This is a genomic window from Solimonas soli DSM 21787, from assembly GCF_000474945.1.
GTDB lineage: Bacteria > Pseudomonadota > Gammaproteobacteria > Nevskiales > Nevskiaceae > Solimonas > Solimonas soli.
The window spans coordinates 20,977-33,561 of sequence record NZ_AXDW01000001.1 but is presented as its reverse complement, the minus strand read 5'-3'; the positions used below and the strand labels follow the sequence as shown (position 1 = coordinate 33,561).

Genomic DNA, 12,585 nt, shown 5'->3' with positions numbered 1-12,585 from the left:
CGCTCGAGCGCGACGCGAATGCCGGCCCCACCTCACCCAGCCTCTCCGCCCCGGCGGGGCGGAGAGGAGCCACGCACAGCCTCCGTCGCGCCAATCCCGCTCGCTCACCTTCTCGCCTCCGCCGCTTGCGGGGGAGGGGTCGGGGAGGCGGATCTCGCCCATCGGGGAGGCGGATCTCGCCCATCGGCGCCGCAGCCCGCGCCAACGCATCGCGCCCGAGCTGCCGAATCCGGCGCCGCAGTCCCGTCGCATCTCTCCCCTCCGCCCGCCTGCGGGGGAGGGGCTGGGGAGGTGGGTCTCGCCAGTCGCGCCGCAGCCCGCGCCAACGCATCGCGCCCGAGCTGCCGAATCCGGCGCCGCAGTCCCGTCGCATCTCTCCCCTCCGCCCGCCCGCGGGGGGAGGGGCTGGGGGAGGTGGGTCTCGCCAGTCGCGCCGCAGTCCGCTCCAACGCATCGCGTCCGAGCTGCCGAATCCGGCGCCGCAGTCCCGTCGCATCTCTCCCCTCCGCCCGCCCGCGGGGGGAGGGGCTGAGGGACGTGGGTCTTGCCAGTTGCGCCGCAGCCCGCTTCAGCGCGACGCGCCGCGCCGCAGCAGGCGCAGCACGGCGCGTTCGGTCTGGCGTGGCGCGCCCTGCGCGTCGAGGCCGGCGCCGTCGAGGGCGCCGTCGCGCCAGATCGAGAACAGCAGCGGATTGATGTACGACTTGCGGCAGACCGCCGGCGTGTTGCGCAGGCCGGCGGCGACTTCGCGCACGACTTCGTTGACGCAGCGCTGCAAGGCGCGTTCGCCGCCGCGCGCCGGCCGCGGCGTGCAGCCGAGCAGCGCCGCGGCGTGCAGGGTCGCGCCCCAGGTGCGGAAATCCTTGGCGGTGAATTCGGCGCCCATGGCCTCGTGCAGATAGGCATTGACCTGGCCGGAATCGACGGCATGGCGCCGGCCTTCGGCATCGAGATACTGGAACAGCGTCTGGCCGGGCAGCTGCTGGCAGCGGCGCACGATGCGCGCCAGCTGCGGATCGTCGATCGCCAGATCGTGCGCGGCGCCGCCTTTGCCGATGAAGCGCAGGCACAGCCGGCCCGGGCGCTCGAAGCGCGCATGGCGATCGCGCAGCGTGGTCAGGCCGTAGCTGCCGTTGTCGCGCGCGTACTCGCGATTGCCGATCCGCGCGCGCGTGCGGTCGAGCAGGGCGACGACGGCCGCCAGCACCTTCTCGCGCGGCAGGCCGGGCCGGCGCAGGTCCTGTTGCAGGCGGCGGCGCAGGCGCGGCAGGGCGCGCGCGAACTCGACCATGCGCTCGAACTTCTGCGCGTCGCGCAGCCGGCGCCAGCCGGCGTGATAGCGGTACTGCTTGCGGCCGCGCGCGTCGTAGCCGGTGGCCTGCAGATGGCCGCGCGGATCGGCGCAGATCCACACGCGCCGATAGGCCGGCGGCACGGCGAGGGCGGCGATGCGCGCCAGTTCGGCGCGCTTGCGAATCACCCGTCCCTGCGCGTCGCGGTAGCGAAATGCCTTGCCGGCGCGCACGCGCCTGATGCCCGCTTCGCGGTCGCTGGAATAGCGCAGGCAGGCCGGCAGCGCGGCGGCTGCGGATCGTGGCGCGCGCTTCATGGCACGCGCCGCGCGGCGACGCGCGTGCGCAGCCGCGGGCAGTGGCGCAAGGCGGGGGAAGGCGTCGCGAAGTTCAAGGGATGTGCGGGATGGTGGCGGTGCTGCCGAGCATTGCGGCGCGGCGCTGAACGGACGCTGTCAGCCGCTATTCATCGGCGCGCGACAATGTGGAGGCGGAGTGGGCATCGCGATTGCGGATCCGCGACACCCGGCGCCGTCCCGGCGCACGGGCTTGTGCTTCCGAGCCAACCTCAGCCAGATGGAGATTCGCCATGAAAGTTTCCGAAGTGATGAGCCGCGACGTGCAGACGCTCGCCGCCGACGCCACGGCGCTGCAGGCGGCGCAGTGTCTTGCCGCCCACGACATCGGCTTCGTGCCGGTCACGCGCGACGATCGCATCATCGGCATCGTCACCGACCGCGACATCGTCGCCCGTGTGCTTGCCGACAATCGCGATCCGAACCGCACGCGGCTCGAGTCGATCGCCAGCAACGAACCGAAGTATTGCTACGAGGACGAGGACTGCGAGCACGTGGCGCGCAACATGGACCAGCTGCTGGTCCGTCGCCTGCCGGTGGTCAATCGCGACAAGCGCCTGGTCGGTGTGGTGTCGATCGAGGATATCCGTCCGCGCAGCGCGGCCTGAGCGCGGCGCCGCGGCCCGTGACCGGCATGACGGACGTCGACCAGGCAGGCGGGCGGACGGGCGGCGTGGCGGCTGCGCGGCCGCCGGTACCCGGGCGCATTCCCGACTGCGCGCTGCGCGTGCGCCGCGACGGGCACTGGCAGGCCGTGCGCAGCACGGCGCTGTTCGCCGGGCGCCGCGTCGTCGTGTTCGCGCTGCCCGGCGCATTCACGCCGACCTGCTCGTCGCAGCACCTGCCGCGCTACGAGGAGCTGGCGCCGCTGATGCGGCGGCACGGCGTCGACGCCGTGTTCTGTGTCTCCGTCAACGATCCGTTCGTCATGGACGAATGGGGCCGCAATCAGGGCGTGCGCGAAGTGCAGCTGCTGTCCGACGGCAACGGCGAGTTCACGTCGGCCATGGGCATGCTGCTCGACGCCCGCGCGCTGGGCCTCGGCCGCCGCTCGCGGCGCTATTCGATGCTGGTGCGCGACGGTGTCGTCGAGCGCCTGTTCGCCGAGCGCGACGCCGACGGCGATCCCTACGAGGTGTCCGACGCCGACACCATGCTCGGCTGCCTGGCGCCGCAGGCGCCGCGGCCGCCGCGCATCGTGGTCTTCGCCAAGCCGGGTTGTCCGTACTGCGCGGCCGCGCGCCGCGCGCTCGACGGCGCCGGCCTGCGCTACGAGAACATCGAACTGCCGGATGCGAAGCGGGCCCGCGTGCTCGGCGCGCTCGGCGTCCGTCCGACGGCGCCGCAGGTATTCGCCGACGGCGAGCGCATCGGCGGCAGCGAGGAACTTGCCGGGTGGCTGCGGCGGCGCGGGCCGGAGCCCGGCACCGATGCTTGATGGCGTGCAGTGGCTCGCGATGGCGGCGACCGTCGCCGGCGCCTGGCTCGTCGCCGCGCAGCACAAGGGCCGTCGCCGCGCCGGTTTCTGGATCTACCTGCTGAGCAATGTGCTGTGGGTGGTCTGGGGCTGGCACGACCACGCCTATGCGCTGATCGTCCTGCAGTTCTGCCTCGCCGCGCTGAATCTGCGCGGCGTCAACAAGAATGAACCGCGCGGCCACTGAGCCGGCGACGCGCGCGTCGGCGCGCGCCGCGCCGGGCGGCGCCAAGCCGGTGGTCTACGCGGCGCTCGCCGGCAACCTGGCGATCGCCCTCACCAAGTTCGTCGCCGCCGGCCTTTCCGGCAGTTCGGCGATGCTCAGCGAAGGCGTGCACTCGCTGGTCGACACCGGCAACGAACTGCTCCTGCTGTACGGCATGCGCCGCGCGCGGCAGCCGCCGGACCGCCTGCATCCGCTCGGCCACGCGCGCGAGCTGTATTTCTGGACTTTCATCGTCGCCCTGCTGATCTTCGCGCTCGGCGCCGGCGTGTCGGTCTACGAAGGCATCTCGCAGCTGCGCCATCCGCAGCCGCTGGCCGATGCGCGCGCCGCCTACGCAGTGCTGGCGATCTCGTTCGTGTTCGAGGCCGTGTCGTGGTGGTTCGCGCTGCGCGAGTTCCGTCGCGCCAAGGGCCGCTTCGGCTATCTGCAGGCGGTGCGCGACAGCAAGGACCCGAGCACCTTCACCGTGCTGTTCGAGGACAGCGCGGCGCTGCTCGGCCTGCTGCTGGCGCTGGCCGGCGTGGCGCTCTCGCACGCGCTGGCGATGCCGGTGTTCGACGGCCTCGCCTCGCTGTGCATCGGTGCCTTGCTCGGCGCCACGGCGCTGTTCCTGGCGCGCGAGAGCAAGGGCCTGCTGGTCGGCGAGGCCGCGCATCCGCAGCTCGACGAAGCGCTGCGCCGCATCGCCGCGCAGACACCGGGCATCGTGCGCGTCAATGGCGTGCTGACGACGCAGCTCGGCCCCGAGCAGGTGGTCGGCGCGCTCAGCGCCGAATTCCACGACACGCTGCGCACGCCGGACATCGAGGCCTGCGTCGACCACATCGAGTCGCGCGTGCGCGAGCATCACCCGGAAGTGCTCATGCTGTTCGTCAAGCCGCAGCGGCCCGAGGTCTGGCGCGCGCGCCACGACGCCCGCCTCGGCGGCGACGATCAAGGAGGCAACACTCATGCGTGACGATCACCAGGACGACAGCGCGGCACGCCTCGATCGCGCCCTGCAGGCCGCCTTCTCGCAGTCGCGGCCGCCGCAGAACCTGCGGCGCATGATCGGGGGCGCGCTGCGCTGCGCGAGCGAGCAGGGCCTGGCGGAGGCGGTGCGCTTCATCGAAGCCGACGTCGCGCGCAATCGCGCCTCGAACGACTGACGCGATGCGTGCCGGTCATCACGCGGGCGGCGGCGGCAGCGGCTTGGGGCCGCGGCGATGAGCGGCGCCGGCGAGTTCTATCTCGCGGCCTTGATCGTCTCGCTGGTGCTGCTGTTCCTCGGCGCCGCGAGCGGCGTGGTCAACAACCGCCTGTGGCTGTCCGAACCGATGCTGTGCGTGATCGTCGGCATGCTGACCGGGCCGCTCGGTTTCGGCTGGCTCGACGAGACCACGCGCCGTCCGGCCAGCGGCGGCGCCACCGTCGAAGCGGCGCGCTTCGCGCTGGCGATCGCCGTGGTCGGCGCGGCGCTGCGCCTGCCGAGCGGCTATCTGCGGCGCTGCTGGCGCGAGCTGGCGCTGATCCTGCTGCCCGGCATGCTGCTGGTGTGGCTGATCGGCGCCGGGCTCGCCATGCTGCTGCTGCAGTGGCAGGCGCTGCCGGCCCTGCTGCTCGCCGCCGCGCTGGCGCCGACCGATCCGGTGCTGGCCGCGTCGATCATCAACGGCCGCTTCGCCTCGCGCGTCGTGCCGGAGCGCCTGCGCAACACGATCAGCGCCGAATCCGGCGCCAACGACGGCTTCGCCTTGCCGCTGCTGCTGGTGCCGGCGGCGCTGCTGACGCATGGCGGCGATGCCGACGCGGCCTGGACGATGTGGTGGCAGACGGTCGCGCACGAGATCGCCGTCGCGCTTGTGGTCGGCACCTTCACCGGCTATCTGAGCGGCCGCCTCCTGCAGTGGGCCAGCCATCACCGTGAAGCCGAGATGACCTCGCTGGTGACCCTGGCGCTGGCGCTCGCCGTGGCGACCATGACGGCCTGCCGCCTGCTCGGCACCGACGGCATCCTCGCCTGTTTCGTGGCCGGCGCCTGGCTCAACGAGGCGCTGCGCGACAACGAGCAGGAGCGCCACGACCGCTTCCACCAGGCGATCAGCCGCTTCTTCGAGCTGCCGTTCTTCGTCTTCTTCGGCGCCCTGCTGCCGTGGGCGCAGTGGCGCGAGTTCGGCGCGCGCGGCGTGCTGTTCGCGCTGCTGCTGATCTTTGTACGCCGCCCGCTCGCCTGGCTGCTGCTCGGCCGCTGGCTGCCGTCGCTGGCGACGCGGCGCGATCGCCTGTTCGCCGGCTGGTTCGGGCCGATCGGCATCGCCGCGGTGTTCTACGCGCTGCAGTGGGGCGGCCGTCTCGATCTGCCCCGGCTGTGGCCGGCGGTCAGTCTCGTCGCCCTGGTTTCGCTGCTGCTGCACGGCACGACGGCGACGCCGCTGAGCCGCGTGCTGGTCGGCGACGAGCGGCGCGCGGCGCGCGGCCGCCGCTGACGGCGCGCCCTCAGCCGCGCCGGCCGCGCGAAGGCGCGCCGTCGCTGCGCGACTGCCGCTGCGCGCGCAGCTCGCGCTCGAAATCGAGCGGCGGCATGGCCTTGGCGAACAGGAAGCCCTGGCCATAGCGATAGCCGAGCTTGAGCAGGGCGGCGCGCTGCGTCTCGGTCTCCACGCCTTCGGCGACGGCATCGAGCTTCAGGCCCTGGGCGAGCGTGGCGACCGAGCGCACGATCGCGCACGACGCGTCGTCGCCCGGCAGGCCGCGCACGAACGAGCGGTCGATCTTCAGCTCGTCGACCGGCAGCGTCTGCAGCTGGCTCATCGAGGTGTAGCCGGTGCCGAAATCGTCGACCGAGATGCGCACGCCGATGCGGCGCAGTTCCTCGAGCAGCTTGCGCGCGCGTTCGGGGTCGTTGACGATGATGGTCTCGGTCAGCTCCAGCATCAGTGCCTCGCTCGGCAGCTGGTTGTAGCTGAGCACGGCGCGCACGGTGCGCATCAGCTCGTGGTCGAGCTGCGCGCCGGCGAGATTGACGGCGACGCGGAAGTCCTCGCCGATCAGCGCGTCGCGCCGCCAGCTGGCGATGTGCGCCGCCGCCTCCCACAGCACCCAGCGGCCGATGTCCTTGATCAGCCCGCTCTGCTCGGCGATCGGGATGAAGCGGCTCGGCGCGATCCAGGTATCGCCGATGCGCCAGCGCATCAGCGCCTCGGCGCCGACCCAGCGGCCGTCCTCGAGGCGCACCTTCGGCTGCAGATGGCATTCGAAGGCGCCGGTCTTCATCGCCCGGCGCAGGTTCGACTCGAGATGCACGCGGTCCGAGGCGTGGTCGCTGAACTGCGGCCGGTACAGCTCGAGGCGGCCGGCGCTGCGCCCGCGGCGCTGCGCCTCCTCGAGCGCGCCTTCGGCGCGCTGCAGCAGCACCTCGCCGCGCGAGCCGTCGAGCGGGAACACCGCGGCGCCGGCGCTGGCGGTGAGATGGTAGGGCCGGCCGTCGACGGTGACGCCGGCCAGCGCGTGCAGCAGGCGCGCGAAGGCCTGTTCGATGACGCGCTCCTCCATGACGTCGGCGATCACCACGACGAAGCGGTCGCGCTCGCTGCGCGACGCCACGACGATGTCGTCGAGCGCCTCGCGCAGGCGGTCGGCGCAGGCGTCGAGAATCGCATCGACGCGCTGCCGCCCATACGCCTCGATCATCGACGTGAGGCTGTCGATGCCGAGCAGCAGCACGACCAGGCCGGTGCGCATGCCGACCGCCTCCTTGATCGCCAGCTCCAGTATCGGCAGCAGCTGGCCGCTGCCGTGCTGCGCCGGCGCGCGTGCCGCCGCCGCCTCGGCCGGTGGCGGGCGCATGGTCTGCAGGTCGAAGACCAGGGCCACGTAGTGGCTGATCGCGCCGTCGTCACCGCGGATCGCGCTGAGGCGGATTTCGGCGGGATAGGTGTTGCGGTCGCGGCGCACGGCTTCGACCCGGCCGATCCACAGGCCCTTGCGCTGCACGGCGGCGGCCGCCGCTTCGGGCAAGGTCTGGCCGGTCGCGCCGAACATCACGTCGTCGAGCGGGCGATTGCAGATCTCGCCGTCCGGCCAGCCGGCGACCTGGTGCATGGCGCGGTTCGCTTCGAGGACCTTGAAAGCGCTGTCGCAGATGGCAAGACCGCCGACCGCCGAGTCGAAGGCGCGCGTGATCATGCCGGCCCGCCGGTGGGCGGCGACGTAGTGGCTGACGTCCCAGGTCAGGCCGCAGAGCCGGCGCGCGCGGCCGTCGTCGTCGCGTTCCACCGCGCCCGAGGCGCGCACGGTGCGCCAGCCGCCGTCGCGATGCAGGACGCGGAAGATCACGTCGAGACGCTCGCTCAGGCCGTGGAAGCAGTGGCCGAGGGCGCGGCGGAACGTGGCGAGGTCCTCGGCATGCACGCGCGTCATCCATGGCTCGGGCGCCTCGTCGAGCTCGGCATCGGCAAAGCCGATCAGGGCCTTCAACTCGCTGCTCGGGCGGAAGCGCCACGGCGTGTGCGTCGCCTGATCGTCGGCGCGCAGGTACTCCCAGGCGCCGGCCTGCGCACCGCGCACCGCGTCCTGCAAGAACTTGTCCATCGGCCGCCTCCATGCATGCCTGGCCGTCCGTGCTGCGCGTTGTTGTGGCACGCGCGCCGCGGCCCGTGCAAGCGCGGCCGGACCAGCGGCGAGGACGGCGGCAGCAGGCCGCGTGCCCAGCCCGGCGCTCAGCGCCGCTTCTGCAGGCTCAGGCGACCGCTGCGCTCCAGGCGCACCTCGCGGAAGGCATCGAGCGTGGACTCGCCGGCCAGGCGCACGCCTTCGAGCACATCCTCGCGATGGATCAGGGCGCGGCGCAGCTCGCGCTCGTGCCAGCGGCCATTCTCGAAGAGCACGCGGTCGCGGCCATTGAGCAGGGCGTCGAGTCCCGGCTGCACGACGTTGAGCCAGGCGAGCGCGCGATGCAGGAGCACGAGCACGAAGGCGGCGACGATGGTGGGCACGAACGGCGACACGCCGACGATGGCGCGGCTGACGATGGCGCCGAGCAGGATGGCGACGACATGATCGAACGACGTGCGGCGGCCGAAGGAACGGCGCCCGGCGACGCGCACCATGACCAGCACGAGGATGAAGACGACGACGGCGCGCGCGCCCATCTGCAGCGCGTCCAGATCGCGACCTTCGCCGAACAGGCGCAGCAGGATGTCGGTCATGGCAGGCTCCGGAAGAGGCGGAGCGCCAGTAGGCCGGGCACAAGGTGAAGTGCGGCTGAAGCGCGGTTCAGTGCGGTGTCGCGCCGAGCACGTCCTGCAGCACGCCGAGGTCGACCGGCTTGACCAGGTGATGGTCGAAGCCGGCGTCGTGGCTGCGCGCGCGATCCTGCGCATGGCTCCAGCCGGTGAGCGCGATCAGGCGCACGCCCGGCTGCCGGGCGCGGATGCGGCGCGCGGCGTCGTAGCCGTTGAGTCGCGGCATGCCCAGATCGAGCAGGGCGACGTCGGGCCGGAACGCCTCCGCCAGTTCGACGGCCGCCTGCCCGTCGTGGGCGATGCGCGTTTCGTGGCCGCCCAGTTCGAGAATCTCCGCGAGGCTGCTGGCGGCGTCCTCGTTGTCGTCGGCGATCAGCACGCGCAGCTGCTGCGCGTGGCCGGCGGCCCTGTGCCGGCCGGCGCCGGTGCCGGCGGCGGCGATGGTGATCGGCGTGCTGGCCAGCGGCATGCGCACGCTGAAGGTGCTGCCGCGCTGCGCGCCGGCGCTGTGCACGGTGACGCTGCCGCCGTGCATCTGCACGAGGCGCTGCACCAGCGTCAGGCCGATGCCGAGACCGCCGCGCGCGCGTTCGAGCGAATGGTCGCCCTGCACGAACATGTCGAAGATGCGCGACAGCAGCTCGGGCGGAATGCCGACGCCGGTGTCGCGCACGCTGACGCTCACGCTATCGCCGTCGCGGCGTGCGCTGACCGTGATGTCGCCGCCGCGTTCGCTGTACTTGGCGGCATTGTTCAGCAGGTTGGCGAAGACCTGCGCCAGGCGCACCGGATCGGCGTCGACCGGCAGCGGCTCGTCCGGCAGATCGAGATGCAGGCGGTGGCCGGCCTCGTCGATCGCCGGCGTGCAGGTCTCGATGGCGCTGGCGATCGCGTCGGCCAGATCGATGCGCTCGCGGCGCAGTTCGAGCTTGTTCTGGGTGATGCGCGAGACGTCGAGCAGGTCGTCGACCAGGCGCACCAGATGGCGGGTCTGGCGGTCGAGGATGTCGCGCGCATGGCTGAACACACTCGGGTCGCCGCCCTCGCGCGCCAGCAGCGCCAGGGAGTTGCGGATCGGCGCCAGCGGATTGCGCAGCTCGTGCGCGAGCATCGCCAGGAATTCGTCCTTGCGGCGATTGGCTTCGAACAGGGCAAGCTCGGCCTTGCGCTGTTCCTCCTCCGTCATCTGCCGGTCGATGGCGAAGCCGAGCTGGCGCGCCAGGGTCATCGCCAGCTCGGTCTGCCGCTCGCTGAACGCATGGCGCCCGTCGAAGTAGATCATGAACTTGCCGATCAGCTGCGCGTCGATCTGCAGCGGGAAGAAGGCCAGCGCGCCGATGCCTTCGCCGGCGATCGTCGCTTTCAGCGTCTCGGGCAGTGCCGAGGCGGCGACATCGTCGATGCAGATCGGCAGCGGATCGCGGGTGTCGGCGTCCCAGGGCGAGTGACCGTCGACCGCGGTGCGGTAGCGCTCCGACAGGCCGCGCCAGGCGACGAAGCGCATGCGGCCTTTGCGCATGAGCAGGATCGCGCAACGATCGCAGCGCAGCGCTTCGCCGATCGCGTCGAGCGCGGCATCGCAGATCTCGTCCAGCGTCTCGGCGCGCTGCAGGCGATCCGTGTAGCGGTAGAGCGCGCTCTGCTCGGCGGCGCGGCGCGACAGGCGCCGCTCGGCGAGCTTGCGCTCGGTGATGTCGATGCAGGAGCCGATGTAGCCTGCGAACACCGCGCCGCTGCCGTAGCGCGGCACGCCGGTATCGAGCACCCAGCGATAGCTGCCGTCGTGGCGGCGCAGGCGGTATTCCATCGAGAACGGCTGGCGCGCGTCGAACGCGCTGCCGTAGATCAGTCGCGCGCGGCCGAGATCGTCGGGATGGATGCTGCCGCTCCAGCCGCCGTCCAGCATGGCGGCCAGCGAGAGGCCGACGAAATCGAGCCAGGGCCGGTTGAACCAGGTCGCGGTCTTGTCGGCGCCGCTGAGCCAGATCAGCACCGGCGAGGTGTCGGCCATTTCGCGGAAGCGCGCTTCGCTCTCGGCCAGCTGCTGCAGCGCGCGGGCGCGCTCGAGCACGTCCCAGCAGTGCGCGGCGACGATCTCCAGCAGTTCGACGTCGTCGGCCGTCCATTGCCGCGCCGTGGCCTGGTGCACGGCCATGCAGGCGACCAGACGTCCGGCCTTGTGCAGCGGCGTGCAGATGGCGGCGCGGATCTGCGTGGCGTCGTAGGCGGCCGCGAAGCCGCGCGTGCGGGGATCGTTGGCGCTGTCGTGCACCACGCAGGTCGCCTTGGCCCGCATCAGGCGCAGCACTTCGCCGCCGAAGCGCGACAGGGCCCAGCGGCCGACGATGCTCGGCACGCGCGGTCCGTAGTTGCCGGTGATGACGAAATGATCCTCGTCGGCTTCGACCTGCGCGTAGGCGCAGCGGTCGGCGCCGAGGTGCTCGCCGAGGCGGCGCGCGGTCTCGGCCATGATCTCGGCCGGATCGCTGAGGTTCTGCGTCGCCTCGTGCAGCGAGACGAGGAAGCCGTGGCGACGCTCGCTCGCCTGCAAGCGCTGCGTGGCGCGCATGCGCTCGATGTAATGGGTCGCCTGCTGCGCGTAGAGGTCGAGCAGACGCAATTCCGGTTCCGCGGGGCTGTGCGGCTCGCGCCAGTGCGTCGACAGCACGCCGCAGAGCCGGCCGCCGTTGCCGACCAGCGGCGTCGACTGCAGGGCGCGAAAACCGACGTGCGCCGCGAACCGGCGCAGCGCATCGTCGACGGCGGCGGCCCGCAGATCGGGCACGATGCAGCGCTCGTGCGTGCGCAGCGCGGCGGCGGCGCAGACGCTCGCGTCATCGGCGCGGCGCGCGTGCTCGGCGGGCTCGCGCAATTCGGGTGCGAAGCCGCGCTGCACGGCGATGCTCAGCGTCACGCCGTCGGCCTGCAGTAGCTGCACCGCGCCGAAATCGGCGCCGAGCAGTTCGATCGAGGCGTCGAGCACTTCCTGCAGGGCTTCATCGAGGGTCGCGGCGGCCAGCAGGCGGCGCGTCAGCTCGTGCAGGCGGCTGAGCTGGCGAACTTCGCGCAACAGTTCGGACGGCGCGTCCGCCGCAGCCGCATTCGCGCCGGCCGTGCCGAGCGGATCCAGCCCTCGTTGCTGCATCGGTACTCCACTTTGGGGGGACGGAGTCCTTGAAGTGTACGGTCGTCCTTCGCAAAAACCAGCGGAATGCCGCGCCGGCCGCCGCCGTTCGTCGGCAGGCGTCGTGCAAAATCCAAGACCGCGCCGTTTGACGCCGCGTGCTAGGGGCCGGCGAGCGTGACGAGGCTGGCGGTATCGGCGACTTCGACCTGCTCGCGCAGGCGATGGCGGAAGAACGTGAGGATCGCTTCGTGCGTCGCGTCGCTCGAGCTGCAGATGGCGTCCTCGGCGATCACCACGCGAAAGCCGCAATCGACGGCGCCGAGCGCGGCGGCGAGCACGCAGACGTCGGTTTCGGTGCCGCTGACGATGACGGTTTCGACGCGGCCCTGTTCCAGGCTGGCGCGCAGCGCCGTGTCGTGGAACGGCGAATAGGCGCGCTTGTCGATCACGCGGGCCGGCGGCACCAGCGCCGCCAGCTCCGGCACCAGCTCGAACAGGCCGGGATCGGCCTGCTCGAGCGTCAGCGAACGCCAGCGTTCGAAGTAGCGTTGCCACTGGCCCGGGCGCTGCTGCGGCTGCCGCGGCGGCATGAAGCGCGTGAACACCGTGCGCTCGCCCCAGGCCCGGCTCAGTTCGACGACGCGCGGCAGCACGCGGCCGAACCAGGGCGTGTGCCACGGCGTGTCGTCGGCGAAGACACGCTGCATGTCGATGCACAGGTGCACGCTGCTCGCCGCGCGTATTTCGTTCAGCATCATGCGGCCGGCCTGCGCCCGGCCGTGGCGCAACTGGCTGCGGCGGTCTGCTCCACGGTTTCCATGCCGGCGACGCCTCTCCTCGGCTTTGCGCGCGAAACTAGAGCGACGCAGCTGAATTGCGCCTGAT

The 12,585-nt window shown here is 72.0% G+C and carries 11 protein-coding genes; 6 read left to right on the top strand and 5 right to left on the bottom strand.

Annotated features, from left to right (window positions below):
* Positions 1 to 568 precede the first annotated feature (568 nt).
* Positions 569 to 1,609, bottom strand: coding sequence for a DNA topoisomerase IB (locus K344_RS19350; protein WP_051361700.1), 1,041 nt, complete (start codon positions 1,607 to 1,609; stop codon positions 569 to 571).
* 272 nt (positions 1,610 to 1,881) lie between these two features.
* On the opposite strand from K344_RS19350, the gene K344_RS0100155 reads away from it, so the two are divergent.
* From K344_RS0100155 to K344_RS0100130, 6 genes are read left to right on the top strand one after another with little or no spacing between them, the layout of a single operon-like run.
* Complete coding sequence (locus K344_RS0100155; protein ID WP_028078981.1) at positions 1,882 to 2,256, top strand: CBS domain-containing protein; 375 nt, start codon at positions 1,882 to 1,884, stop codon at positions 2,254 to 2,256.
* Positions 2,257 to 2,282: 26 nt separating this feature from the next.
* Positions 2,283 to 3,086, top strand: a complete 804-nt coding sequence (locus K344_RS0100150; RefSeq protein WP_084196853.1) for a glutathione peroxidase — start codon at positions 2,283 to 2,285, stop codon at positions 3,084 to 3,086.
* Positions 3,079 to 3,312 (top strand): hypothetical protein, encoded by a 234-nt coding sequence (locus K344_RS0100145; RefSeq protein WP_028078979.1) that lies wholly within the window; start codon positions 3,079 to 3,081, stop codon positions 3,310 to 3,312. The genes K344_RS0100150 and K344_RS0100145 overlap by 8 nt, the downstream gene beginning before the upstream one ends.
* On the top strand, positions 3,293 to 4,309 hold the full coding sequence (locus K344_RS19345) for a cation diffusion facilitator family transporter (protein WP_051361699.1): 1,017 nt from the start codon (positions 3,293 to 3,295) through the stop codon (positions 4,307 to 4,309). The genes K344_RS0100145 and K344_RS19345 overlap by 20 nt, the downstream gene beginning before the upstream one ends.
* Positions 4,302 to 4,499: a hypothetical protein gene (locus K344_RS0100135; RefSeq protein ID WP_028078978.1), complete on the top strand. Its 198-nt coding sequence runs from the start codon at positions 4,302 to 4,304 to the stop codon at positions 4,497 to 4,499. The genes K344_RS19345 and K344_RS0100135 overlap by 8 nt, the downstream gene beginning before the upstream one ends.
* A 57-nt stretch (positions 4,500 to 4,556) precedes the next feature.
* Positions 4,557 to 5,816, top strand: a complete 1,260-nt coding sequence (locus tag K344_RS0100130) for a cation:proton antiporter domain-containing protein (RefSeq protein WP_028078977.1) — start codon at positions 4,557 to 4,559, stop codon at positions 5,814 to 5,816.
* A 10-nt stretch (positions 5,817 to 5,826) separates the two neighbouring features.
* Here the strand turns inward: K344_RS0100130 and K344_RS0100125 are convergent, their stop codons facing one another.
* The 4 genes from K344_RS0100125 to K344_RS0100110 all read right to left on the bottom strand — a co-directional run bounded on the left by K344_RS0100125 (position 5,827) and on the right by K344_RS0100110 (position 12,458).
* The gene (locus K344_RS0100125; RefSeq protein ID WP_028078976.1) at positions 5,827 to 7,920 is read right to left on the bottom strand and encodes a putative bifunctional diguanylate cyclase/phosphodiesterase; all 2,094 of its coding nucleotides are present in this window, start codon (positions 7,918 to 7,920) and stop codon (positions 5,827 to 5,829) included.
* A gap of 128 nt (positions 7,921 to 8,048) precedes the next feature.
* A complete protein-coding gene (locus K344_RS0100120) occupies positions 8,049 to 8,537 on the bottom strand; it encodes a DUF421 domain-containing protein (protein WP_028078975.1) in 489 nt (162 codons plus the stop codon).
* A 67-nt stretch (positions 8,538 to 8,604) separates the two neighbouring features.
* Positions 8,605 to 11,718, bottom strand: a complete 3,114-nt coding sequence (locus K344_RS22660; protein WP_051361698.1) for a GAF domain-containing protein — start codon at positions 11,716 to 11,718, stop codon at positions 8,605 to 8,607.
* Between the two features lie 140 nt (positions 11,719 to 11,858).
* Positions 11,859 to 12,458 (bottom strand): cysteine hydrolase family protein, encoded by a 600-nt coding sequence (locus K344_RS0100110; RefSeq protein WP_043113504.1) that lies wholly within the window; start codon positions 12,456 to 12,458, stop codon positions 11,859 to 11,861.
* Between the last annotated feature and the right edge of the window lie 127 nt (positions 12,459 to 12,585).